16 protein-coding genes are annotated in these 25,287 nt (G+C 73.4%); 12 read left to right on the top strand and 4 right to left on the bottom strand.

Annotation, left to right across the window (positions count from 1 at the left end; all coding sequences use genetic code 11):
* Positions 1–7: 7 nt before the first annotated feature.
* The 4 genes from ABZ815_RS11780 to ABZ815_RS11765 all read right to left on the bottom strand — a co-directional run bounded on the left by ABZ815_RS11780 (position 8) and on the right by ABZ815_RS11765 (position 6,187).
* Positions 8–1,555 (bottom strand): MFS transporter, encoded by a 1,548-nt coding sequence (locus ABZ815_RS11780; RefSeq protein WP_357696708.1) that lies wholly within the window; start codon positions 1,553–1,555, stop codon positions 8–10.
* A gap of 24 nt (positions 1,556–1,579) precedes the next feature.
* Positions 1,580–2,638 (bottom strand): glucose-1-phosphate thymidylyltransferase, encoded by a 1,059-nt coding sequence (locus ABZ815_RS11775; protein ID WP_357696706.1) that lies wholly within the window; start codon positions 2,636–2,638, stop codon positions 1,580–1,582.
* A gap of 73 nt (positions 2,639–2,711) precedes the next feature.
* Positions 2,712–5,777 (bottom strand): BTAD domain-containing putative transcriptional regulator, encoded by a 3,066-nt coding sequence (locus tag ABZ815_RS11770; protein WP_357696703.1) that lies wholly within the window; start codon positions 5,775–5,777, stop codon positions 2,712–2,714.
* A 215-nt stretch (positions 5,778–5,992) separates the two neighbouring features.
* A complete protein-coding gene (locus ABZ815_RS11765) occupies positions 5,993–6,187 on the bottom strand; it encodes a hypothetical protein (protein ID WP_357696701.1) in 195 nt (64 codons plus the stop codon).
* Between the two features lie 366 nt (positions 6,188–6,553).
* On the opposite strand from ABZ815_RS11765, the gene ABZ815_RS11760 reads away from it, so the two are divergent.
* The 12 genes from ABZ815_RS11760 (at position 6,554) to ABZ815_RS11705 (ending at position 25,101) form a co-directional block, all read left to right on the top strand.
* The gene (locus ABZ815_RS11760) at positions 6,554–6,880 is read left to right on the top strand and encodes a hydroxyisourate hydrolase (RefSeq protein WP_357696699.1); all 327 of its coding nucleotides are present in this window, start codon (positions 6,554–6,556) and stop codon (positions 6,878–6,880) included.
* 18 nt (positions 6,881–6,898) lie between these two features.
* Complete coding sequence (locus ABZ815_RS11755; RefSeq protein WP_357696697.1) at positions 6,899–8,623, top strand: 2-isopropylmalate synthase; 1,725 nt, start codon at positions 6,899–6,901, stop codon at positions 8,621–8,623.
* Between the two features lie 57 nt (positions 8,624–8,680).
* Positions 8,681–11,452, top strand: coding sequence for an AAA family ATPase (locus tag ABZ815_RS11750; RefSeq protein ID WP_357696695.1), 2,772 nt, complete (start codon positions 8,681–8,683; stop codon positions 11,450–11,452).
* 179 nt (positions 11,453–11,631) lie between these two features.
* Positions 11,632–11,820, top strand: coding sequence for an acyl-CoA carboxylase epsilon subunit (locus ABZ815_RS11745; protein WP_357696693.1), 189 nt, complete (start codon positions 11,632–11,634; stop codon positions 11,818–11,820).
* 181 nt (positions 11,821–12,001) lie between these two features.
* On the top strand, positions 12,002–12,994 hold the full coding sequence (locus tag ABZ815_RS11740; RefSeq protein WP_357696691.1) for a DUF1702 family protein: 993 nt from the start codon (positions 12,002–12,004) through the stop codon (positions 12,992–12,994).
* A gap of 144 nt (positions 12,995–13,138) precedes the next feature.
* Positions 13,139–14,116, top strand: a complete 978-nt coding sequence (locus ABZ815_RS11735; RefSeq protein WP_357696689.1) for a DUF1702 family protein — start codon at positions 13,139–13,141, stop codon at positions 14,114–14,116.
* The gene (locus ABZ815_RS11730) at positions 14,113–16,059 is read left to right on the top strand and encodes a CRTAC1 family protein (protein ID WP_357696687.1); all 1,947 of its coding nucleotides are present in this window, start codon (positions 14,113–14,115) and stop codon (positions 16,057–16,059) included. The genes ABZ815_RS11735 and ABZ815_RS11730 overlap by 4 nt, the downstream gene beginning before the upstream one ends.
* 4 nt (positions 16,060–16,063) lie before the next feature.
* A complete protein-coding gene (locus tag ABZ815_RS11725; protein ID WP_357696685.1) occupies positions 16,064–17,035 on the top strand; it encodes an enediyne biosynthesis protein in 972 nt (323 codons plus the stop codon).
* Entirely contained in the window at positions 17,032–22,746 is a 5,715-nt protein-coding gene (locus ABZ815_RS11720) for an SDR family NAD(P)-dependent oxidoreductase (protein WP_357696683.1), read from the top strand. The genes ABZ815_RS11725 and ABZ815_RS11720 overlap by 4 nt, the downstream gene beginning before the upstream one ends.
* A 3-nt stretch (positions 22,747–22,749) precedes the next feature.
* Positions 22,750–23,178: an acyl-CoA thioesterase gene (locus ABZ815_RS11715; RefSeq protein WP_357696681.1), complete on the top strand. Its 429-nt coding sequence runs from the start codon at positions 22,750–22,752 to the stop codon at positions 23,176–23,178.
* Between the two features lie 22 nt (positions 23,179–23,200).
* Positions 23,201–23,740: a flavin reductase family protein gene (locus ABZ815_RS11710; RefSeq protein ID WP_357696679.1), complete on the top strand. Its 540-nt coding sequence runs from the start codon at positions 23,201–23,203 to the stop codon at positions 23,738–23,740.
* A complete protein-coding gene (locus tag ABZ815_RS11705; protein WP_357696677.1) occupies positions 23,737–25,101 on the top strand; it encodes a cytochrome P450 in 1,365 nt (454 codons plus the stop codon). Before ABZ815_RS11710 ends, ABZ815_RS11705 begins: the two co-directional genes overlap by 4 nt.
* Positions 25,102–25,287: the final 186 nt, after the last annotated feature.

Below are 25,287 nucleotides of genomic sequence, written 5' to 3'. Positions count from 1 at the left end.
TGTGCGCTCAGTCCACCAGGACGGGTTCCTGGTCCGGCTGGTGGTGGCCGTCGTGCACGCCGGCGAAGGGCGCCACGCCGCGCAGCCGGACCAGCGCGAGCACGGCCAGCACGGCGCACAGGGCGGCGCTCGCCCACGCGACCGCGTGCAGACCGGCGGTGAACGCCTCGCGGGCCGCGCCGAGCAGCGCCGCGCCCTGGTCGGCGGGCAGGTCCCGGGCCACGGCGACCGCGCCGGTGATGCCGTCCTGGGCGAGCGCCGGGGTGCCGGTGGGCGGGGTGAACGCGCCCCGGTAGACCACGGTGCCGAGGCTGCCCAGGGTCGCGACGCCGAGCGCGACGCCGAACTCGCCGCCGGTGGCCACCAGCGAGGCGGCCGAGCCGGCCTTCTCCGGCGGGCTGGTGCTCATCGCCACCTGGTTGATCATGCCGCCGACCGGGCCGACGCCGAAGTAGCACACGCCCAGGAAGACGATCAGCGCGGTCACCGCGCCCACCACGACCTGGGTGAGCAGGAGCTGCCCGACGACCGCGATCACCATGCCGCCGCCCAGCAGGTACGCCGGCCGCACCCGGCTCGCCAGCCGCGGCGTGAGGTTGATCGAGACGATCAGCGCGACGGCCGGACCCAGCAGCCACAGCCCGGCCTCCAGCGGCGACATGCCCTCGACCGTCTGGAGGAACAGCGCGACCTCCATCCCGGTCCCGGTCTGCAGCGCCCCGCACAGCAGCCCGATCAGCACGGCGGCGGTGAACGCGCGGTGGCGGAACAGCCGCACGTCCAGCAGCGGGTGGGTCAGCGCGCGCTGCCGGTGCACGAACACCGCGGCCACGAGCAGCCCGGCGGTGACCGCGACGGCGGGACCGGCGCCCCAGCCGTCGCGGGCGACCGCCTTGAGCCCGTAGATCAGCGGCAGGATGGCGCCCAGCGACAGCACGACGCTGACCAGGTCGATCCGCCCGCCGGCGGGATCGCGGAACTCCGGCAGCAGCGGGGCCGCCGCGAGCAGCAGCAGCATGACCGGCACGCCCATCAGGAAGACCGACCCCCACCAGAAGCGCTCCAGCAGCGCGCCGCCGACCACCGGGCCGAGCGCGATGCCGAGCATGAAGGCCGTGCCCCAGGCGGCCATGGCCAGGCCGAACTGCCGGGGGTCGCGGAACATGACGCCGATCAGGGACAGCGTCGAGGGCAGCAGCGTGGCCCCGGCGACGCCGAGCAGGGCGCGGGCCAGGATCAGCATCTCGGGGCTGGTGGAGAAGGCGGCCAGCAGCGACAGCAGGCCGAAGGCCGCGCCGCCGGCCAGCAGCAGCCGCCGGCGGCCGATCCGGTCGCCGAGCGAGCCCATGGTGACCAGGAACCCGGCGGTCATGAAGCCGTAGATGTCGGTGATCCACAGCTGCTGGGTGGCGTCCGCGCCCAGGTCGGAGCTGAGGTGCGGCAACGCGAGGAACAGCACGCTGATGTCCAGGGCCACGAGCATGGTGGGCAGGAACAGCGCCACCAGCCCGAGCCACTCTTTCCGCCCCGCGCGCGGGGCGCCGTCGTCGGTCACGTCCTCACTCCTTGTTCCCTGGGTTCATGTGGTCAGCTCGATCCGCGTGTGGTCGCCGACCACGAGACGGTGGTCGCTGCGGCCGGGAGCGACGGTGGTGTAGCGCCCGATGAGCGAGCCGCGCAGGCCGCTGGCGGCCACGATCGAGGCGCCGTCGAGCACGATGGAGTCGGACAGGCGGGTGGAGCGCACCACGCAGTCGCGTCCGATGGAGGTGCCGGGCCCGATGTGGCTGTCCACGATCAGGGTGTCCGGGCCGATGATCGCCGGTCCCTCGACGACGGAGGCGACCACCCGCGCGCCGGGGCCGAGCACGACGTCGCCGCGTACCAGGCTGGCGGCGTCCACGTGGCCGGCGATGTCGCGGGAGAGCCGGGCCAGCAGCCGCCGGTTGCACTCCAGGACGTCGTCGACGCGGCCGGCGTCGCTCCAGTAGCCGCGGTAGAGGCTGGCCCTGACCTCCTGGCCGGAGGTCAGCAGCCACTGGACGGCGTCGGTGATCTCCAGCTCGCCCCGGCGTCCGGGGACGATCCGGTCCACCGCCTCGTGGACGGCCGGGGTGAAGAAGTAGACGCCGGTCATGACCAGGTCGCTGCGCGGCCGTTCCGGCTTCTCCACCACCCGCAGCACCGCGCCGGTCTCGTCGGTCTCGACGACGCCGAACGGCCGGGGGTCGGCCACCCGGTGCACCACGATCTGGGCGGCCGGGCGCAACGCGTGGAACTCCTCGGCGATCGGCCCGATCCCGTCGGCCAGGACGCAGTCGCCCAGGTACATGACGAAGTCGTCGCCGCCGAGGAAGGGGCGCGCCAGCTTGACGCAGTGGGCCAGCCCCAGCGGGCGGAGCTGGCGGATGTAGGTGACGCGCGTCCCGAACCGTGAGCCGTCGCCGACGACCTCGGCGATCTGCGCCTCCCTGTCGCCGACCACGAGGCCGATCTCGGTCACGCCGAGCGCGCGCAGGCTCTCCAGCACGTGCTCCAGGACCGGTTTGTTGGCGATCGGGATGAGCTGCTTCGGCATGGAGTGGCTCAAGGGACGCATGCGGGTGCCGGACCCGCCGGACAGCACCAGAGCCTTCATGCTCGCCAGAATCCCAACGGCGGACCCCCGCGGGCATCTCTGACAGTGCGGGATGACGCCGGAGGGCCGCGGGCTACCCGATGCCCTCCACGAGCCCGGCGGCCGAGGACAGGTTGTCGCGCAGCCGCTGACCGGCCCGTTCGTCGACCGCGTCGGCCAGTTCGTGCACCCGTGACAGCGCCCGTTCCGCCGCGCTGGCGTCGCCGAGGGCGACCAGCACCTCGCTCAGCATCGTGAGCGTCTGCGCCTCGAACAGCGGCGCGCGCATCTGGCGGAACAGCGTGACCGCCTTGCGCAGGCGGCCGATCGCGTCGCCGGGCTCGTTCGCGGTGACGGCCAGCTCGCCCAGCCCGGCCAGGGCGTGCGCCTCGGCCAGGCGGTGGCGGGCGGTCTCGGCCACGGCCAGCGCCCGGCGCAGCAGGTCGGCGGCCTCGCGCAGCCGTCCCCTGCGCAGGTGGGCGATGCCGAGGCCGTGCAGGGCGAAGGACTCGCCGACGGTGTCGCCGATCTCCTCCACCAGCGTGAGCGCCTCCTCGAACGCGCCCGCCGCCAGCGCGAACTCCTCGGCCTGCAGGTGCACCCGGCCCATCCGGTGCAGGATCTGGGAGATGATGCGCCGGCTGCCGCCGCTCTTGCCGCGGACCAGCGCCTCGGCGAGCATGATCTTGGCGTCGTCGATGTCGCCGCACTCCGACCTGATGGCGGCCAGGTTGTCCAGCGTGTGCGCGGCCGAGATCTGGTCGCCGATGTCGGTGAAGATGGCCAGCGCCTGTTCCAGGTGCGTCGCGGCGGCCTCCAGCTGGCCGTTCATGCGTTCCAGGAACGCCAGGTTCCGCCGGGACCGGGCGATCTGCACGACGTTGCCGGTCTTCTCGAACAGCGTCAGGGCGGCCTCGAAGTCGCGCCGGGCCTCGCCGAAGTGCTGCTCGGTCTGCGCCAGCGTGCCGCGGACGCACAACATCTCGGCCTGGCCGCGCTCGTCGCCCGCCCGGCGGGCGGCCTCCAGGGCGATCTCCTGGATCTCGCGCCAGTCGTCGAGGTAGACGTGCAGCTCGAAGAACGGTTCGGCGTTCATGGCGGTACGCCAGCACAGCTCCACGAACCCGGCCTGGGCGGCCTGGCGGATGCCGGCGAGCAGCACGTGGCGCTCGCGCTCGAACCAGCCGATCGGGTCGGCGATCAGCCGCTCGACCAGCTCGGCCGGGAGCGGCGAGTCGGGGGCGGGGCTCAGGTGGGGGCCGGCGGGCGGGCCGTACTCGCGGGTCCTGGCGGTCTCGGTGAGCCGGTGCAGCGCGCCGAGCACGCGGGCCAGCGCCGCGGTGCGCTCGGGGGGCGGCTCCTCGGCGGCCAGGCGTTCGTGGGCGTAGACGCGGACGAGGTCGTGGAAGCGGTACTGGACGTTGACGTTCCTGCCGGCGCCCGCGACCTCGATGAGCTGGGCGTCGACCAGGTCGTCGAAGAGGTCCTGGGCGTCGGCCAGCGGCCGGTCGAGCAGGGCGGCGCCGGTCCAGGCGGAGAAGATGTGCGAGTGCAGGATGGCCAGGCGGCGGAACAGGCGGCGGGCCTGCTCGCTGAGCGCGTCGTAGGTGAGCGACAGGCTGGCCCTGATGCCCATGTCGCCGTGCTTGAGCTCGTCCAGGCGGCGGGCCTCGTCGCCGAGCCGGTCCACGAGCTGCTCGACGGCCCAGTGGGGGCGTGAGGCCAGGCGGGCGCCGGCGATGCGCAGCGCGAGGGGCAGGAAGCAGCACAGCTCGGCCAGGGCGGCGGCCGACTCCGGCTCGGCCCGTACGCGTTCGGCCCCGGCGATGCGCGACAGCAGCTCGACGGACTGGGCGGCGTCGAAGAGGTCGACGTCCACGTGGGTGGCGCCGGCCAGGCCGCCGAGCCGGGTCCGGCTGGTGGTGATGACGGCCGAGGTCGGGCTGCCCGGTAACAGCGGCAGCACCTGGCTCTCGGCGGCGGCGTCGTCGAGCACGATCAGCATCCTGCGGTCGGCCAGCAGCATGCGGTACAGCTCGGCGCGCTCGCCGAGGGTGTCGGGCAGCGCCGTCCCCTGCACGCCGCAGGCCCGCAGGAACCGGTCGAGCACCTGCATGGGGTGCACCGGGCGGGAGACGCCGCCGTGCAGGTCGGCGAAGAGCTGGCCGTCGGGGAAGTGCGCGGCGACGCTGTGCGCGGCGTGCACGGCGATCGTGGTCTTGCCGATCCCGGCCCGTCCGGCGACGGCGATGATGGGCACGGCGAAGCGGCCGTCCCCGGCCAGGGGGACGGTCACCCGCTGCCTGATGACGTCGAGCTGCGCCTGCCGCCCGATGAAGTCGGCGATGTCGGAGGGGAGCATGCCCGGCACCGCGGGCGGACGGGCGGGCGGCTCGGGCGGGGCCACCGCGGCGGGCGGCTGGGCCTCCAGGCTCTCGTCGGAGGTGAGGATGGCCGATTCGAGCTGCTGAAGGCGTTCGTTGGGCTCGATGCCCAGTTCCTCGACGATCACCCGGCGGGCGTCGCGGTAGACCTGCAGCGCCTCGGCCTGGCGTCCGGAGCGGTAGAGGGCGACCATGAGCTGGGCGGCCAGCCCCTCCCTGAGCGGGTGTTCCTGCACGAGCGCGGCCAGCTCGCCGACCAGTTCGTGGTGGCGGCCGAGGTCCAGTTCGAGCTGGACGCAGTCCTCGTTGGCGGTGACGCGCTGTTCGGCGATGCCGCTGGCCAGCGCCTGCACGGCCCTGCTGTCGATGCCGTCGAAAGCCGGGCCGCGCCATAACGCCAGCGCCTCGCGGTAGTGCTGGATGGCCTCGGGGAAGGAACGGCCGTCCCGAGCCTTGCGGGCCCGGCTCACAAGGCTCTCGAAACGGCGTGCGTCGATCGCGTCGGCGGGGGCGCGCAACATGTAGCCCTGCCGGGTGGTGACGATCATCTCGGGATGGCCGTGGGCGCTGAACAGGCGCCTGAGCGCGGAGATGCAGATCTGCACCTGTGCGCGCGACGTGGCCGGCGGGTCCTCGTCGTAGATCGCCTCGACGAGGCGGTCCAGAGTGACCGAGTGATTGGCGTTCAGGATCAGGACGGCGAGGACGATCTGCTGCCGCGCCCCGCCCAGATCGAGCTGTCTCTCGCTCGCAGTGACCTCGAGCGCACCCAACACGCGAAACTCCACCCGCATCCCCTCAAACAAATCACCGCCCTCGGTCGGAGATCTTTCCCGACGCGACCGGAAACCGGGCGTGTTTGCCATGATGAGCGGCGTAATTGGTGCTTACCCCTCAAAAGTTTCTGCCATGGTTGGGTGGATGGTACAACGCCCTTGGGTATGTGGCCAGTTTTGGATCGTTTCAGGGTGATCCGGGTTCCCTGTCGCCGTCAGTCCTGGAAGACACCGTCGATCAGACCCCAGGGCCAGTCCATGGTGCCGTTGACGCCGTCGTGCTGGACGGCGGACGGGACGGCGTGCGCGGGGGCGGGGGCGGCGGCGATGGCCGCGAAGCCGGCGAGCGCGGCGAGCACGACGGCGAGGGCGAGGCGGACGCGGGCGGTGATGGCGGTGGTCGCGGTCATTTCGATCTACCTCCGTGTGATTACCGCGGTCTTGTTCGCGGCTTCGGAATGGACGCTCACACGGTCCGCAATTCACGCTTTATCCATCTCCTTTTCACCTGCCATCAGCGCACGTTGGACGCTGTGCACACCCATCCCGGCACCCGCCGGCGATAGCCGGGATAGCGCAAAATAAGAAGAACGCCTCATCTGCGATCGCACGGCGATCGGACGGCGATAGCGCAGCGATAGCGGCCGGAGGTCCGGCGAATAGCAGGCGACGCCAGCCTGGGCGCGAGCCCGGGCGGCGCGAGCTGTCGCCGTCCGGGTGGCCACGTGCGCGGAGGGCCCGCGCGGACCACTCGGAGAGGTTCGATGGGAATAGCGGTGCAAGCCCAGGACGCCGTCTACGGCCGGGGGGCGGCTGATCTGCACGTACGCCTCGACCATGACGCCGACGGGCAGTGGGTGCTCGAAGCCGAGACCCGTACGGATCAGGACGGATCGGTCAGCGCATGGGCCGATCGCCTGCTCGACCGCGGCCTTTACCGCATCGTGTTCGCCACCGACCCGTACTTCGTCGGGCTCGGGCTGCGGCCGGCCTATCCGGAGATCGTCGTCACCTTCCGCATGGTGGACGAGACGGCCGTGAACAACATCGTGGTCCTGATCTCGCCGTATTTCTCGACCGTCTATTTCGGATCGCTCAGCTGAAGGACAGTGAGGCCGGACATGAAGATCAGCCGCTATCGCCCCTTCCCGCGGATGCCGCTCGGCGACCGCGCGTGGCCGGACGCCGTGCTCACCGCGCCGCCGCGCTGGCTGTCCACCGACCTGCGGGACGGCAACCAGGCGCTGCCCAGGCCCATGGACCCCGAACGCAAGCTGGTGCTGTTCGACCTGCTGGTGGGCATGGGCTACAAGGAGATCGAGGTCGGCTTCCCGGCGGCCAGCCAGGACGACCACGACTTCGTCCGGCTCCTGGTCGAGCGTGACCGCATCCCGGACGACGTGTGCGTGACCGTGCTGACCCAGGCGCGCGACGAGCTGATCGAACGCACGATGGAGAGCGTGATCGGGGCGCCCAGGGCGACGATCCACCTCTACAACGCGACCTCGCCGGTGGCGCGGCAGCTGGTGTTCGGGATGAACCGGGACGAGTGCAAGGATCTGGCAGTCCAAGGAACCCGACTGGTCATGAAATATGCCGATAAATTGCTTGAAGAGGGCGATGTCCGGTTCCAGTATTCGCCTGAGCACTTCCACGACACCGAACCGGACTTCGCGCTGGAGGTCTGCGCGGCCGTCATGGACGTCTGGCAGCCGGGCCCCGACCGGCCGATCATCCTGAACTTCCCCACCACGGTCGAGCGCTCGACCCCCAACGTGTTCGCCGACCAGATCGAGTGGCTGCACCGCAACCTGCCGCATCGCGAGCACGTCTGCCTGTCGGTGCACACGCACAACGACCGCGGCACCGGGGTCGCGGCGGCGGAGCTGGCGCTGATGGCCGGCGCCGAGCGCGTCGAGGGCTGCCTGTTCGGCAACGGCGAGCGGGCGGGCAACGTCTGCCTGGTCACGCTGGGCCTGAACCTGGCCACCCAGGGCGTCGACCCCGGCGTCGACTTCTCCGGCCTCGACCGGGTGCGGCGCGTCGTCGAGGAGTGCACCGGGCTCGCGGTGCCGCCGCGGCACCCGTACGGGGGCGACCTGGTGTTCACCGCGTTCTCCGGCGGGCACCAGGACGCGATCAAGAAGGCGTTCGACGCGATGGACCGGGAGGCGGCCCGTACCGGGCGGGATCCGGCGGAGCTGCCGTGGGAGGTGCCGTACCTGCCGGTGGACCCGCGGGACCTGGGACGCACGTACGAGGCGGTGGTCCGGGTGACCAGCCAGTCGGGCAAGGCCGGCCCGGCGTACCTGCTGAACGCCCGGTACGGGATCACGCTGCCGCGCGGGCTGCAGATCGAGCTGGCGCGTGCCGTCCAGGCGATGGCCGAGGCCGGGCAGGGCGAGGTCGAGCCGGAGCGGATCAGGCGGCTGTTCGAGGAGGAGTACAGGGCGGCGCCCGTCGGTGACCCGGCCGGGGCGGTGGCCACGCTGTACGTCGACGACGGCACGTACGGGCAGGCCCGTTCGGCCACGGTGGCGGCGCTGCGCGCGGCGCTGGAGGCCGCCGGCGTCCGGGTCCGCGCCGTGCACCACCTCGACGGCGCGACCGGCGCGACCGGCGGCGAGGTGGCCGTCTACGCCCGGTGCGGGCTGGACGGCGGCACGGCGTGGGGCGCCGGCGCCGGGCCCGAGGCCGGGGCCGCGGCCCTGGCCGCCGTGGGCGCGGCCCTGGCCCGCGCCCGCCGCGAGGGCCGGCCGCCCGCCGCCCCCGCCTCCGGCCTGCCCCTTCCCGATGCGGGACGCCGGCGCCCGGCCAGGAACCGGCGCCAGATGGCGGGACGATAGAGATCGAATACCGCCCCGGCCTAGCGTGAGCGCAACACGACATGTGGGGAGACGGCCATGACTCTCATCGAACGGCAGGAGGAGATGTCCTGCCTGGAGTCGCTCGTCGCCAACGCCATCCTCGGCCATGGACGGGTCGCGCTGGTCGGCGGGCCCGCCGGGACGGGCAAGAGCGCGCTGCTGCGCACGCTGTCCGAACAGGCCATAGAGCTGGGCGCGCTCGCGGTGACGGCGACAGGATCGCGCATGGAGCAGGACCTGCAGCTCGGCCTGCTCCGCCAGCTCATCCAGGACGCCCCCTTGGTCGAGGAGGAGCGCGAGCGCTCGGAGAAGCTGCTGGCGGAGGGCGTGCGGACCGCGACCGCGGCGCACGCCGACGCCGAGCGGCTGCTCGACCCGCAGGTCGTGCACGCGCTGGTCACGGTGCTGCTCGACCTGTCCGAACGTTGCCCGCTGGTGGTCGTCGTGGACGACGTGCACCACGCCGACCGCACCTCCCTGCTCTGCCTGGCCTACCTGGCGCGGCGGGTGCGGAACGCGCGGATCGTGGCGGTGTTCGCGCTCAACGACCGCCAGGGCACGGACGGGCCGCTGGAGACCGACCTGCTGCGGCTGCCGCACTGCCTGCGCCTGCAGCTCGCCCCGCTGTCGCGCAGGGGCGTGGCCGCGCTGGTGGCGGGCCAGGTGGGGCTCAGCGCGACCGAGCGGTTCGCCGACGAGTGGCACACGATCAGCGGCGGCAACCCGCTGCTGGCCGGTGAGCTGGCCGCCGACTACCGCCAGCACCTGCGGGCCGTGGAGGCGCCGCCGCGCGAGCTGGTCGTCGGCGACCGGTTCGTCCGAGCGGTCGAGACGTGCCTGCGGCGCAGCCACCCGCGTACGGTCCGGGTGGCGCAGGGCCTGGCCATCCTCGGCGAGGCCGACGGACTGGCCGAGATGCTCGAACTGCCCACCGTGGACGTGAGCAGGGAGCTGCTCACGATCGGCGCGACCGGCCTGCTGCGCGGCGGCGGCTACCGTCACGAGGCGGTGCGCTCGGCGGTGCTGGCCGGCATGGACCTGTCCGAGCGCAAGGAGCTGTACCGCCGCGCCGCCGAGCTGGCCTACACGCGGGGCGTGCGCCCCGGCGTGGTCGCCGACCGCCTGCTCCAGGCCGCCAGGGTCGAGGCGCCGTGGGTGGTGCCCACGCTGGAGGAGGCCGCGCTGGCCGCGCTGCGCAAGGGCGAGGTGGAGTCGGCGGTGGCCTACCTGAAGCTGGCCTGGCGCGAGTGCACCGACGAGCTCCAGCGCTCCAAGCTGATGACCATGCTCGTACGCGCGGAGTGGCGGATCAACCCGGCCGCCCCCGCCGGGCACCTGGACCAGCTCACCGAGGCCCTCCAGAAGGGCAGCCTGCACGGCAGCGACGCCGTCGTGCTGGCCCGGGCGCTGCTGTGGCACGGCCGCTTCGAGGACGCCCGCGACGTGCTGGAGCAGCTCAACCAGGAGGCGTCGGCCTCCGACCACGCGACGCTGGCCGAGCTGGTCGTGGCGCAGCTCTGGCTGCGCGTGACGTGCCCGCCGCTGGCCGCCTACGTGGCCAACCCGCCCCGCGAGCACATCCTGGCCGGCATGGTGTCGGTCGCCGTCAACCGGCGGCTGGAGTCCACGCTCGCCCTGGCCGAGGTGCTGACCCACGGCCCGCGCGAGCACAACCTCGACGCCGTCGAGCGCATCCTGGAGGGCGAGCGGCTGGACGAGATGTCCCTGGACGTCGTGGAGAACTCCCTGCTCGCCCTCACCTACGCCGGGCGTTGCGAGCGCGCCGCGCCGCTGTGCGACCTGTTCGGCGACGAGGCGGCGGCCCGGCAGGCGCCCAGCCGCCGGGCCCGGCTGGCGGCCATCCGGGCCGAGATCGCGATCCGCCAGGGCGACATGCCGGCCGCCGAGCGGCACGCCCGCATCGCGCTGGACACGATCCCCATGAGCAGCTGGGGCGTGGCCATCGGCGGCCCGCTGGCCAGCCTGGTCATCGCGCTGACCGCGATGGGCCGGCACGAGGCCGTGCGCGACCCGCTGGACCGGCCGGTCGCCGAGGCCATGTTCCAGACCCGCTACGGCCTGCACTACCTGTACGCCCGCGGCCGCTACAACCTGGCCGGCGAGTCCTTCGTCCCGGCTCTGCACGACTTCCTGCGCTGCGGCGAGCTGGTGACGGCCTGGGGGCTGAACAACCCGGCGCTGATCCCCTGGCAGGCCGACGCCGCCGAGGCGTGCCTGCGGATGGGCCAGACGGAGGAGGCCAGGGAGCTGATCAAGGCCCACCTGGACGGCTGCGGCCCCGGCGCCTACCGGGGGCGCGGCATCGGGATGCGGCTCAAGGCGGCCGTCTCCGAGCCGGCCCGCCGTCCGGCGCTGCTGCGCCAGGCGGTGGAGTACCTCCAGCTCGCCGGCGACCGGTACGAGCTGGCCAGGGCGCTGTTCGACCTGGTGGAGGCGTACGAGGCGCTGGGCGAGTACCGGCGGGCCCGCACGGTGGCCGGACGGGCGCAGGCGGCGGCGCTGGAGTGCGGGGCCGAGCCGATGATCAGCGCGCTCAGCCGGGCCGCGGACCCGGACGGCGCGTCCTCCCCCCTGCCGGGCGACCTGATCGGCGTGCTGAGCGTCGGCGAGCGCCGGGTCGCGGCGCTGGCGGCGGCCGGCTACAGCAACCGCGAGATCGCGGCCAAGCTCTACATCACGATCAGCACCGTCGAGCAGCACCTGACCCGCACCTACCGCAAGCTGAACATCCGCCGCCGGGCCGACCTCCCGCTCGTGGTGGAGTTCGACGACCAGGCCCAGCCCTGACCACCCGACCCTGACCGTCCGCCCCTGACCCGGGGCACGGGCAGGGGCAGGGCGGGGGCACGGGCGGGGGCACGGGCGGGGGCACGGGGCGGCCCTTCGTCGCCGGACCGGGCTCGGGCGTGCGCACCGGGCATGCAGGAAGTTGCGGGCGTGCGGGCCCGCGGGCGAGCGTCGAAGGCATGGAACTCACCGTGGTGCGGGGGCAGGCGACCCCCGAAGAACTCGAAGCGGTCGTCGCGGCGGTCTTCCGCCGCCTGGCCGAGGCGGCCGAGCGCGAGGCGTCGGCCTGGTCGGACCCGTCCGTCCTGGTGCGCAGGCCGCTGCCCGGCGGAGGCGGCGACTGGCGGCTGGCGGCCTGGGCGAGCTGACCCCCGTGCGCCGATCGCGCACTTTGCGACATGCCCGTGGCGCCGGTCCGGCCGCATCCTGAAGCGGACCCGTCGTCCGCCAGGGCGGGACGTGCCCCCAACTCCCCCGCCGGGGACGGCCGTCCCCGCGCATGGGCCGTTCGCAGGCGGGGTCTTCACGTTCCTGAAGGAGGAGCACACCATGTCGTCTCTGCTCGGTTCGCTGCGCCGGCTCGTGCTGGCGCCATCCCTGGCCGACGTGACCTTCGGCGCACGCGGCTTCCCCGTCGTCCCCTCGGCGCTCACCGACCGCCTGGAGGCCATCCCGCAGGCCGTCGTGTGCGGCTTCGAGTGGGGCATCGACGTCCGCGACCAGTGGGAGATCGAGCGCCGGCTGTCCCTGGTGGACGTCGAGCAGCGCGGCTTCGCCTACGAGGGCGCGACGATGGCCTTCACCGTGCTCGACGCCATGGGCGGCGGGCGCGGACGGCGTACCCGGGACCTGCTGACGGGCCCCGGGCAGCCGCACATCTTCCTGGCCTACATCGGCATCGGCTTCGCCATGGCCCGGCTGCCGCGGGTGTTGTGGAAGAAGGTGCTGCCGGACCTGAGCGGCACCCCGTACCACCCGACGATGAGCTGGCTGGCCGTGGACGGCTACGGCTTCGACCTGGCCTACTTCCACACCCGCCGCCACGTGGACGGGCAGCAGGTGCCCGACCCCTACCCCTGGCAGGGCGACGCGTCCTACTTCCCGCGCGCCGTGGACCAGGGCGTCGGCCGGGCGTTGTGGTTCATCCACGGCGGCAGGCCGGGCGAGGTGGCCGCGGCGGTGCGCGCGTTCGCCCCGGGCCGGCAGGCGGACCTGTGGAGCGGGGTCGGGCTGGCGGCCACGTTCGCCGGGTGCGAGGCGGGCGCGGCGGCGGTGCTGCGCGAGGAGGCCGGGGAGCACCGGGGCGAGCTGGCCCAGGGGTCGGTGTTCGCGACCAAGGCCCGGCACTACTCGGGGTTCGTCCCGGAGCATTCGGCGGCCACGGGCGCGGTGCTGACCGGGCTCGACGTTTCCGGTGCGGTCGCGCTCGCCGACGACAGCGAAGTCGCCGCGGGCACGTCGGAACGCGTCCCGGATTACGAGCTGTGGCGCGGAAGGGTGCGCGCGCATTTCGCGGTCGAGGCCGAAGTGCCGTCCCGCTGACCGGCGTCCCCGAATAAGCACGTCATTCGCTTTCGCACGCCCAAAAATGACCCTCCGAGCTGAGCAAACCCGAAGTTGTCCGGCCACCGGGCGGCATGTGTCAATGAAATTGAATTGTTCGGGCTATAAGCGGCGGAGGCTCAATTGGCAAGCGCATTGCGGTCGCTCAGACGCAAAATTCTGGTGCCGGACGTCAGCGAGACGAAAGTCGAGACGCGCGGCTTCTGGGTGAAGAACGCGGCATCCACCGAAATACTGGAGACGGTCGGCGAATACTTTCTCGCCGGTTACGCCTACGCCGTGGAGTCGCGCACCGTCGCCGAGGCCGAGGACCGGCTCGAAGAGGTGCCCGCCCGCTTCCGCGGCTTCGCCTACGAGGGCGCGGGCATGGGCTTCGCCATCCTGGACTGCATGACCTTCGGCAATCTGCGCCGGGTCAACGCCTTCCTCCAGGGACGCGGCCACCACCACAACTACATGGTCTACGTGGGGATCGGCTGGGCCATGGCCCGGCTCCCCCGCTTCCTGTGGCCGAAGCCCGGCCTGCTGGACCCGCTGCTGCTGTGGCTGGTCCACGACGGGTACGGCTTCCACCAGGCCTACTTCCACACCGACCGGTACGTGCACCAGCAGGTGCGCGAAGCCCGCTTCTCCTGGCCGGCCGGCCAGGAGGAGTACGCGGCCCACGCCCTCGACCAGGGCATCGGCCGCGCCCTGTGGTTCGTCGCCGGCACCAGCGCCGAGCGGGCGGTCACGCTGGTCGAACGGTTCCCCGAGTCCCGCCACGCCGACCTCTACGCCGGCATCGGCCTGGCCGCCACCTACGCGGGCGGCGCCGACGACGCCGAGCTGCGGTGGCTGCGCGAGCGCGCCGGACCGCACCAGGGGCCGCTGGCCCAGGGCAGCGTGTTCGCCGCCGAGGCCAGGATCCGGGCCGGGCTGCTCTTCCCGCACACCGAGTCGGCCGTGGGCGTTCTCTGCGGCACCACGGCGGAGCAGGCGGCCGAGGTGAGCCGCGCGACCCGTCCCACCGCGACATCGCATGACAAGCCGCCCGCCTATGAGGGGTGGCGCCGGCGCATCGCCGAGACGTTCGTCTTCCATGGAGGTGTTCCCTCGTGACCTCGGTAGCCGCGTGGTTGCGCAAGCAGGCGGCGGGCGTCGCCGCACTCGCGCTGATGATCGCCGTCTTCGCGATCGGCCACCCCACCTTCGCCTCCGACGCGACCAAGGCCGGGATGGCCGGCGCGTACGGCTTCAAGCCCCTGAGCATCGCGATGCCGGGCGGCGGCCCGGCCAAGACCGTCCGCAAGGTGAACCAGGCCTACAAGCACATCGACGCCTGGATCTCCTCCGTGGGGGCCGCGATCGCGCTCAACGACCTCGACGGCAACGGCAGGGACGACGACCTGGTGATCGTGGACCCGCGTACCGACCAGGTGGTCGTCACGCCGGCGCCGGTCGAGGGCGGCAGCGAGCGGTACCGGCCGTTCGCGCTGTCGCTCGGCTCGCTGCCGGTCACCGACGCGATGGCGCCCATGGGCGCGGTCCCCGCCGACTACAACGACGACGGCCGCACCGACCTGCTGGTCTACTGGTGGGGCCGGACGCCCACGCTGCACCTGCAGCGGCCCACGGCGTCCCGGTTCGAGGCCGCCGCCTTCGACGCGGCCGAGCTGGTGCCCAACTCCGGCGGCGCGAAGTACACCGGCGAGCTGTGGAACAGCAACGTCGCGACCGTCGCCGACTTCGACGGTGACGGCAAGCAGGACATCTTCGTCGGCAACTACTTCCCCGACGGCAGCCCCATCCTCGACAGCCGCGTGGACGGCGGCGTGCAGATGAACCACTCGCTGTCCAAGGCCCTCAACGGCGGCCGGGACTACTTCTTCCGCGGCACCGGCAACGGCGGCTTCACCCGCCTGGACGGCGTGCTGCCCTCCGACGTCTCCACCGGCTGGGAGCTGGGCGCCACCAGTGCCGACCTCGACGGCGACGGCCTGCCCGAGCTGCTGCTGAACAACGACTTCGGGCCCGACCACCTGCTCTACAACGTCTCCACCCCCGGCACGATCAAGTTCTCCCCCACCATCGGGACGCACGAGATCGGCGTGCCCAAGTCGAAGGTGCTCGGCGAGGACTCCTTCAAGGGCATGGGCTCGGACGCCGGCGACCTCAACCACGACGGGGTGCTCGACTTCTTCGTCAGCAACATCACCACCCCGTACGGCATCCAGGAGAGCAACTTCACGTTCCTGTCCACCGTCAAGACCCAGGCCGAGCTGCGCGAGAAGCTGCGGCAGGGCGAGGCGCCGTGGAAGGACCTCAGCGCCGAGCTGCGCACCGCCTGGTCCGGCTGGGGCTGGGACCCGAAGATCGAGGACTTCGACAACGACGGCGAGAACGAGATCGTCCAGGCGACCGGGTTCATCAAGGGCGACGTCAACCGCTGGCCGCCGCTGCAGGAGCTGGCCGCCGCCAACGACGGCGTGACCAGCAACCCCAAGTCGTGGCCGAACGTCACCGAGGGCGCCGACATCGCCGGCGCGCAGACGCTGGCCTTCTTCGCCAAGGGCCCCGACGGCCGCTACGCCAACCTGTCGGAGCAGCTCGGCCTGGCCGTGCCCGTGCCGACGCGCGGCATCGCGACCGGGGACGTCAACGGCGACGGCCTGATCGACTTCGCGGTGGCCCGCCAGTGGGAGGCCCCCGCCTTCTACCTGAACACCAGCCGCTCGGCGAACGCGTTCCTCGGGCTGCGCCTGCAGTACGACAGCCCCTCCGCGGCCGGCCCGCTGCCCGCCGCCGGCTCGCCGGTGATCGGCGCGACGGTGACCGCCACCACGCCCGACGGCCGCTCCTTCATGGGCCGCGTGGACGGCGGCAGCGGCCACTCCGGCAAGCGCGCGCACGCGGTGCACATCGGCCTCGGCGCGAACGTCACCGGCCCCGTGCGGGTGAAGCTGAACTGGCGCGACCGCGCCGGGCAGCGGCACCAGCAGGAGCTCACGCTCACCCCCGGCTGGCACACCCTCCAGCTCGGCTCGCAAGCGAAGGAGAAGTGACGGCATGGCCGACAAGACGATCACCCCGCCACGTCACGATCCCAAAGTGATCACGGCGCTGCGCCGGTTCGCGATCTCGATCACGATCTTCAACATCCTCGGCTACACCGTGCTGGGGTTCGAGCAGCCGTGGTCGTGGCCGTTCGTGGCGCTGGCCACCGGCTACACCGTGGAGATCATCCTTGAGGTGATCGGCGCCCGCCAGGAGGGCCGCGCGCCGCGCTTCCTCGGCAACGGGCCGCGCGGGCTGATGGAGTTCCTGTATCCCGCGCACATCACCTCCATCGCGCTCAACATGCTGATCTACGTCAACGACCAGGTGCTGGTCATGATGTTCGGCGTCACCGTCGCCGTGGGCGCCAAGTGGGTGCTCAAGGCGCCGGTGCGCGGGCGGATGCGGCACTTCATGAACCCGTCCAACTTCGGCATCGCGATCATCCTGCTGCTGCTGCCGTGGGCCAGCATCGCGCCGCCGTACCACTTCACCGAGAAGGTCGACAACCCGATCGACTGGATCATCCCGGGGATCATCATCATCGGCGGCACGATGATCAACGGCAAGCTGACCGGCCGCATGTGGCTGATCGGCGGGTGGGTGGGCGTCTTCGCCCTCCAGGCCGTGGTGCGCGGGCTGATCATCGACGACATCTCCATCCTCGGCGGGCTGTCGATGATGACCGGGGTGGCGTTCATCCTGTTCACCAACTACATGATCACCGACCCGGGCACGAGCCCGTCCAGACCGCTGTCCCAGGTCGCCTTCGGCGGCGGCGTCGCCGTGGTGTACGGCCTGCTCATGGGCATGAACATCCCGTACGGGATCTTCTTCGCCACGGCGGCCGTCTGCCTGATCCGCGGCGGCTTCCTGTGGGCGCTGCACATCGTGAACAAGGCGCGCGAGCTCGACGCCGCCAGGGTCAGCGCAGCCGCCGCCCAGGCGCTGCAGCACGCGCGGGAAGAGGTCGCGAAGGCATGACGAGGATCGCGATCGTCGGCATGGCCTGCCGGTACCCTGACGCCGCCTCGCCCAGGGAGCTGTGGGAGAACGCGGTGGCCGGCCGCCGCGCCTTCCGCCGGCTCCCGGACGAGCGCATGCGGCTGGAGGACTACTGGGACCCCGATCCCGCAGCGCCGGACCGCTTCTACGCCAAGACCGCCGCGGTCATCGAGGGCTACGCCTTCGACCGGGTGGCACACAAGATCGCCGGCAGCACGTACCGGTCGACCGACCTGGCCCACTGGCTGGCCCTCGACATGGCCGGCCGGGCCCTGGCCGACGCCGGGTTCGCCGACGGCGAGGGGCTGCCGCGCGAGCGCACCGGCGTCGTCGTAGGCAACACGCTCACCGGCGAGTTCACCCGGGCCAACGTGCTGCGGCTGCGCTGGCCGTACGTGCGGCGCACCCTCGCCGCGGCCCTGAAGGACCAGGGCTGGGACGACGAGCGCCTGGCCGCGTTCCTGGCCGACTACGAGGAGTCCTACAAGAGCCCCTTCCCGCCGGTGGACGAGGACACCCTGGCCGGCGGCCTGTCCAACACGATCGCCGGGCGCATCTGCAACCACTTCGACCTCAACGGCGGCGGCTACACCGTGGACGGGGCCTGCTCCTCGTCCCTGCTGTCGGTGGTGACGGCCGGCAAGGCACTGACCGACCGCGACGTGGACGTGGCCCTCGCGGGCGGCGTGGACCTGTCCATCGACCCGTTCGAGGTGATCGGGTTCGCCAAGACCGGCGCGCTGGCCAAGAGCGACTTCCGCCTGTACGACCGGCACTCCAACGGGTTCTGGCCCGGCGAGGGCTGCGGCATCGTCGTGCTGATGCGCGAGGAGGACGCGCTGGCCGCCGGTCGGCGGATCTACGCCACGATCGCCGGCTGGGGCGTCTCCTCCGACGGCAAGGGCGGGATCACCCGCCCGGAGGTGAGCGGTTACCTGCTGGCGATGCGCCGCGCCTACGACAAGGCCGGGTTCGGCCCCGAGACCGTCGAGCTGTTCGAGGGCCACGGGACGGGCACGGCGCTCGGCGACGCGACCGAGCTGACCGCGCTGTCGCGGGCCAGGGAGTCGGCCGCGCGGCCGGCCGCGGTCGGCTCGATCAAGGGCATGATCGGCCACGCCAAGGCGGCCGCGGGCGTGGCGGGCCTGATCAAGGCGGCCATGGCCGTGCACGAGCAGGTGCTGCCGCCGACCATCGGCTGCGTCGACCCGCACCAGGTGCTCACCGACGAGGGCGCCACGCTGCGGGTGCTGCGCACGGCCGAGCCGTGGCCGCAGGGCGCGCCGCTGCGTGCCGCGGTGACCGCCATGGGCTTCGGCGGCATCAACACGCACGTGGTGCTGGAGAACACCGGCCCGCGGCGGCGGGCGTCCAGCCGCGTCAAGGCGCTGGCCGCCGCCGCGCAGGACGCCGAGCTGTTCCTGCTGGACGGCGGCTCCTGGGACGAGCTGCGCGGCCTGGTGTCGGAGCTGCTCGCCTTCGTGCCCAAGGTGTCCTACGGCCAGCTCGCCGACCTGGCCGCCACGCTGCGCGGGCGGCTGCGCGGCCTGCCGTGCCGGGCGGCCGTCGTGGTCTCCTCGCCCGACGACGCCGTACGGCAGCTCACCCGCGTGCTGACGGTGCTGGAGTCCGGCGAGAACACCCTGTCCACCCCCGACGGCAAGGCGTTCGCGGGCCGCGCCTCGGCCCGGCCGAGGATCGGCTTCCTCTTCCCCGGGCAAGGCTCGGGCCGCGGCACCGACGGCGGCGCGCTGGCCAGGCGCTTCCCCGACGTCGCCGAGGTGTACGCCACCGCCGCCCTGCCCGCCGACGGCGACATGGCGGCCACCGAGATCGCCCAGCCGCGCATCGTCACCGGCTCGATGGCGGGCCTGCGGGCGCTGTCGCTGCTCGGCATCGAGGCGGACGCGGCCGTCGGGCACAGCCTGGGCGAGCTGTCGGCCCTGCACTGGGCGGGCGCGATGGACGAGGACGCGCTGCTGCGCGTGGCGACCAAGCGCGGCCGGGCGATGCGGGAGCGCGGCGAGCCGGGCACGATGGCCGGCGTGCGGGCCGCGCCGGAGAGCGTGCTGGAGCTGGCCGGCGACCTGCCGGTGGTGATCGCCGGGTACAACGGGCCGCTCCAGACCGTCGTCGCCGGGCCGGTGGCGGCGGTGGAGGAGGCCGGCCGCCTGGCCGAGCGGGCCGGGTTCACCTGGACCAGGCTGAACGTCTCGCACGCCTTCCACTCGCCCCTGGTCGCCCCGGCGGCCGAGGCGCTGGCCGGTTACCTGGCGGAGGAGCGGTTCGGGCCGGTCGCCCGCCGCGTCGTCTCCACCGTCACCGGCGGCGACCTGGCTCCCGGCACCGACGTCCCGGAGCTGCTGCACCGGCAGATCACCGCCCCCGTACGGTTCGCCCAGGCGCTGGGCTCGCTGGCCGCGGACGTGGACCTGCTGGTCGAGGTGGGCCCCGGCCGGGTGCTCAGCAGGCTGGCGGCCGAGCTGACCGACGTGCCGGCCGTCGCGCTGGACACCGACGGCGAGTCGCTGGCCGGGCTGCTCGGCGTGGTCGGCGCCGCGCACGTGGCGGGCGTGCCCGTCGCCTGCGAGGAGCTGTTCCACGGGCGCCTGGTCAAGCCGCTGGAGATCGGCGCGGTGTTCTCGTTCTTCACCAGCCCGGCCGAGCAGGCGCCGCAGGTGCGCGTCAAGGCCGCCGCCCCGCAGCCGGCGGAGCGGGCGGCCGAGCAGGGCGGCGGGACGGCGGCCAAGCCGGGCGAGTCGACGGTCGAGCTGCTGCGGCGGCTGGCCGCCGAACGCGCCGAGCTGCCGCTGGAGATGGTCACCGAGGACAGCAAGCCGCTGGACGAGCTGCACCTCAGCTCGGTCACCGTCATGCACATCATCGACCAGGCCACCCAGCATCTGGGCGTGCCCGCGGGCATGGCGCCGGCCAACGTCGCCACCGCGACGCTCCAGGAGCTGGGCGAGGCCCTGGACCGGCTGGCCGCGCAGCCGCGCGCCCAGTCGGCGCGGGGCGTGACGGGCGCGGCGCCGTGGGTGCGCCCGTTCGCCGTGGACCTGGACGAGCAGCCGCGGCCCCGGCGTACCGCCGAGGAGCGCGACGGGTCGTGGCAGGTGTTCACGCCCGCCGGTTCGCCCCTGGCGGGGCCGCTGCGCGAGGCACTCGAAGGGGAGAAGATCGGTTCCGGTGTCCTGGTGTGCCTACCCGCGCGGTGCGCGGCCGACGACCTGGAGCAGGCGCTGCTCGGCGCCAAGGCGGCCCTGGCCGGCGGGCCGGGCGCCCGGTTCGTCCTGGTCCAGCACGGCCGGGGCGCGGCGGGGCTGGCCAAGACGCTCCATCTGGAGAGCGGCGTGCCCACCACGGTCGTGCACCTGCCGCACGACGCGCCGCAGGCCGCCGCCTGGGTAGCCGCCGAGGCGGCCGCCACGGCGGCGTTCTGCGAGGTGCACTACGACGCCGACGGCACGCGGCGGGTGCCGACACTGCGCGCGCTGCCGTACCGGCAGGAGCGGACGGAGGAGCCGCTGACCGGCTCCGACGTGCTCCTGGTGACCGGCGGCGGCAAGGGCATCACCGCCGAGTGCGCCATGGCCATGGCGAGTGGGGCGGCCGGTGCGGCCAAGGTGGCCGTGCTCGGCCGCTCCGACCCCGCCCAGGACGAGGAGCTGGCCGCGAACCTGCGGCGCATGGCCGGGACCGGGCTCACCGTCCACTACGCCAGGGCCGACGTCACCGACGCCGCCCAGGTGCGGCGGGCCGTGGCCGAGGCCGAGCAGGCGCTCGGGCCGGTCACCGCCGTGCTGCACGGCGCCGGGCGCAACGAGCCCGAGGGCGTCGCCGGGCTGGACATGGACGCCTTCCGCCGCACGTTCGCCCCCAAGGTGGACGGTCTGCGCAACGTGCTGGAGGCGGTCGAGCCGGGACGGCTGCGGCTGCTGGTGACGTTCGGCAGCATCATCGGCCGGGCGGGCCTGCACGGCGAGGGCCACTACGCGACCGCCAACGAGTGGCTGGCCGACCTGACCCGCGAGGCGGGCGAGCAGCACCCGGGCTGCCGGGCGATCTGCATGGAGTGGTCGGTCTGGTCCGAGGTCGGCATGGGCGAGCGGCTGTCGGTCGTGGACCGGCTGGTCGAGCAGGGCATCACGCCGATCCCGGTGGACCGGGGCGTGGAGATCATGCGCCGCCTGGTGAGCGATCCCGACGCGCCCGGCGTGGTGGTGATCAGCGGGCGGACCGAGGGCATCCACACCGTGCGCCGCGAGGAGCCGGAGCTGCCGCTGCTGCGCTTCGTCGGCGCGCCGCTGGTCCGCTACCACGGCGTGGAGCTGGTCAGCGAGGTCGAGGTGAACGCCGGGACCGACCTGTACCTGGCCGATCACCTGCTGGACGGCAACCTGCTGTTCCCGGCGGTGTTCGGCCTGGAGGCCATGGCCCAGGTGGCGTACGCGGCCACCGGCCGTCCCGGGGCGCCCGTCGTCGAGCAGGCGGAGTTCGTCCGGCCGATCATCGTGCCGCCCGACGGGAGCACCACGCTCCGGGTGGCGGCGGCGGTCACCGGGCACGACACGGTCGCCGTGGCCATCCGCAGCCAGGAGACCGGCTTCGACGTCGACCACTTCACGGCCGTGCTGCGCCTGGACGCCGGGGCCGCGCCCGAGGGCCCGCCCGAGCAGGCCGGCGACGAGCTGCCGCCGGTCGCGCTGGACCCCGACACCCAGCTCTACGGCGAGGTGCTCTTCCAGGGCAGGCGTTTCCAGCGGCTGCGCCGCTACCACCGGGCCGCGGCCCGCGAGGTGGACGCCGACCTCCAGGTGGCGCAGGAGTGCGACTGGTTCGCCGGGTTCCTGCCCCCGGACCTGCTCCTGGGCGACCCCGGCATGCGGGACGCGCTGATGCACGGCAACCAGGTGTGCGTGCCCGACGCCACCCTGCTGCCGACCGGCATCGAACGCGTCCACCCGGCCGGGGCCGCGCTGTCCGGCGCGGACGAGGTGCGCTACTGCGCCTCCGAGCGGTCCAGGGACGGCGACGCCTACGTCTACGACGTCGCGGTGCGGACGAAGGACGGCGAGGTCGTCGAGCGCTGGGAGGGGCTGCGGCTGCAGGCCGTGCGGAAGAAGGGCGGGGCCGGTCCGTGGGCCGCGCCGCTGCTCGGCCCGTACCTGGAGCGCACGCTGGAGGACCTGACGGGCGCGCGGGTGGCGGTCGCCGTGGAGCCGGGCGAGGGCGCCGGCGACCTGGCCGCGGCCCGGCTGGCCGTGCCCGGTGCGGCGGGCGGTGTGGCCGGAAGTGCGGCGGAGGGTGTGCGGACGGTGTCGGCCGGCGTGCCGGGCCTGGCGGTGTGCGTGGCGGCCCCCGGGCCGGTGTCCTGCGCCGTCGAGACCGTCACCCCCACCGACCCTGGTGACGATCGGGACGGCGGCCGGGACACGCTCGCCGGTGAGATCGCCGCGGCCTGCGGGGACGACGCGGGCACCGCCCGCGCCCGCATCCGCGCCGCGCTCACCTGCCTGCGGACCACCGACCCCGCCGGGACGGACGTGCCGCTCGCGGTGGACAGGGCCGGGTCCGACGGCTGGGTGGTCCTGACCGGCGGCGGCGTGACCGTGGCCACGCTCGCCACCCGGGTGAACGGCCTGCCCGCCCCCGTCGTCGTCGCGATCCTCACCGAAGGGCGGTCCTAGCCCATGGGCACCTACTACGAGTACCTGCACACGGTCGGCTTCGAGGAGACCAACCTCGTCGGCAACGTCTACTACGTCAACTACCTGCGCTGGCAGGGACGCTGCCGCGAGATGTTCCTCATGGAACGGGCCCGCGACGTGCTCGACGACCTGCAGGACGACCTCAAGCTGTTCACGCTCAAGGTCGACTGCGAGTTCTTCGCGGAGATCACGGCCTTCGACCAGCTGTCCATCAGGATGCGCCTGATCGAGCTGGCGCAGACGCAGATCGAGTTCGGCTTCGACTACGTCCGGGTCACCCCGGGCGCGCCCGAGGTCCTCGTCGCCCGCGGCAGGCAGCGGGTGGCCTGCATGCGGGGGCCGAACACCAAGACCGCGCCGGCGAGGGTGCCCGAGCCCCTGGTCAGGGCGCTCGAACCGTACCTGGCCTAGAACCCGGACCCAGGAGGTCACCGTGCAACTCCACTCATCGGCCCCGGCGCCGCGGATCGCGGACGTCAAGGCGCTGCGCGACGCGTTCGGGGCGTTCGCCACCGGCGTCACCGTGATCACCACGGGCGGCGAGGTCCCCCACGCCATGACCGCCAACTCCTTCACCTCGGTCTCGCTCGACCCGCCGCTGCTGCTGGTGTGCGTCGGCAAGGGCGCCGTGATGCACCAGTGCATCTCCGCGGCGACGTCGTTCGGGGTGTCGGTGCTGGCCGGGCACCAGGAGGCCGAGGCGCGGCACTTCGCCGACCGCTACCGGCCGCTCGGCCTGGCCCAGTTCGCCGACGTCGAGGTGACGCCGGGCGAGGTCACCGGGGTGCCGCTCATCGCGGGCGCGGCGGCCCGCTTCGAGTGCCGGGTCTGGCGCGCCTACGACGGCGGCGATCACACGATCATCGTCGGCGAGGTGCTGTCCGTGGGCCGGCGGGACGACTGCGACGGCCTGCTGGTCCACCGGGGCCGCTTCGGGGAGACCTCCCCGGCCCCGCTGAAGGTGTCGGCGTGACCGCGCTGGGCACCCGCCCGGTGGCGCCGGGCGGCGTGCCGCCCGGCCCGCCGCCCTGGGCGGCGCCCGTGCTGTACCGGCGGCTGGTCACCGACCGTCTCGCGCTGCTGTCCAAGGCGACCGCCCGGTACGGCGACGCGGTGCGCATGACGATCGGCCCGAAGGCCATCTACCTGTTCAACCATCCCGACCACGCCAAGCACGTCCTGGCCGACAACAGCGGCAACTACCGCAAGGGCATCGGCCTGGACGAGGCCCGTCGGGTGATCGGCGACGGCCTGCTGACCAGCGACGGCGATCGCTGGCGGCAGCAGCGCAGGACCATCCAGCCGCTGTTCCAGAACAAGCGGCTGGCCCAGCAGGACACCGTGCTGGCCGAGGAGGCCGGCCGCCTGGTCGAGCGGCTGCGGGCCCGGGTGGGCGGCGGGCCCGTGGACGTGGCCGGGGAGATGACCGGGCTGGCGCTCGGCGTGCTCGGCCGCACCCTGCTGGAGGCCGACCTCGGCGCGCACGACTCCATCGGGCACGCCTTCGAGGGCGTCCAGGACCAGGCCATGTTCGAGATGGTCACGCTGGCCATGGTGCCGTTGTGGCTGCCGCTGCCGCTGCACCTGCGCTTCCGGCGGTCCCGGCGGGAGCTGTACCGGGTCGTGGACCTGCTGGTGGCCGAGCGGCTGGCGAACCCGACCGGCGGCGGCGACCTGCTGTCGCTGCTGATCGGGTCCACCCGGCTGCGGGAGGACCCGGCCGGCCGGCAGCGGCTGCGGGAGGAACTGGTCACGGTGCTGCTGGCCGGGCACGAGACCACCGCCAGCACGCTGTCATGGGCCTTCCACCTGCTGGACCGGCATCCGGAGGTGCGCGAGCGGGTGCGGGCGGAGGCCGTCTCGGTGCTGGGCGACCGGCCGCCGACCTACGAGGACCTGCGCAGGCTCACGTACACGGCGGCGGTGCTGGAGGAGGTCATGCGGCTGTACCCGCCGGTGTGGGCGCTGACGCGGGTGGCGCGGGAGGCCGACGAGGTCGGCGGCTACCGGGTCCCGGCCGGGGCGGACGTGCTCATCAGCCCGTACACGCTGCACCGGCATCCGGCGTACTGGCGGGATCCGGACGCGTTCCGTCCCGAGCGGTTCGAGCCGGGCGCGCCCGCCGACCGGCCGCGGTACGCCTACATCCCCTTCGGCGCGGGCCCGCGCTTCTGCGTGGGCAACCACCTGGGGATGATGGAGGCCACGTTCGTGCTGGCCATGGTCACCCGCGAGCTGCGGCTGACCGGGCTGCCCGGACGGCGGGCGGTCCCGGAGGCCATGCTGTCGCTGCGGGTGCGCGGCGGGCTGCCGATGACGGTGAGCCCGGCCTAGGGAACGAGCCGGAGAACACGAACGAGCCGGAGAACACGGAGGGGCCCGCGGGCCCACGGGCGCCGGCCCGGGCGGGGGGGGCGGCAGGCCCCCCCGGGCGGGGGGGGGGGGCGCGGGCGGGGGGGGGGGGGGGCGGGGGGGGGGGGGGGGGGGGGGGGGGGCGGCACCCGCAGCTGGGAGCGTAAC

This window comes from Nonomuraea sp. NPDC047529, assembly GCF_040642995.1.
Taxonomy (GTDB): Bacteria; Actinomycetota; Actinomycetes; order Streptosporangiales; family Streptosporangiaceae; genus Nonomuraea.
Note: the sequence above shows the minus strand (reverse complement) of the source record. Positions and strands in the feature narration are given on the sequence as shown.

Bases quoted from the DNA above. Each gene is read 5' to 3' on its own strand.
- ABZ815_RS11775 (WP_357696706.1), bottom strand. From the start codon at position 2,638: ATGAAGGCTCTGGTGCTGTCCGGCGGGTCCGGCACCCGCATGCGTCCC.
- ABZ815_RS11765 (WP_357696701.1), bottom strand. From the start codon at position 6,187: ATGACCGCGACCACCGCCATCACCGCCCGCGTCCGCCTCGCCCTCGCC.
- ABZ815_RS11755 (WP_357696697.1), top strand. From the start codon at position 6,899: ATGAAGATCAGCCGCTATCGCCCCTTCCCGCGGATGCCGCTCGGCGAC.
- ABZ815_RS11750 (WP_357696695.1), top strand. From the start codon at position 8,681: ATGACTCTCATCGAACGGCAGGAGGAGATGTCCTGCCTGGAGTCGCTC.
- ABZ815_RS11745 (WP_357696693.1), top strand. From the start codon at position 11,632: ATGGAACTCACCGTGGTGCGGGGGCAGGCGACCCCCGAAGAACTCGAA.
- ABZ815_RS11740 (WP_357696691.1), top strand. From the start codon at position 12,002: ATGTCGTCTCTGCTCGGTTCGCTGCGCCGGCTCGTGCTGGCGCCATCC.
- ABZ815_RS11725 (WP_357696685.1), top strand. From the start codon at position 16,064: ATGGCCGACAAGACGATCACCCCGCCACGTCACGATCCCAAAGTGATC.
- ABZ815_RS11720 (WP_357696683.1), top strand. From the start codon at position 17,032: ATGACGAGGATCGCGATCGTCGGCATGGCCTGCCGGTACCCTGACGCC.
- ABZ815_RS11715 (WP_357696681.1), top strand. From the start codon at position 22,750: ATGGGCACCTACTACGAGTACCTGCACACGGTCGGCTTCGAGGAGACC.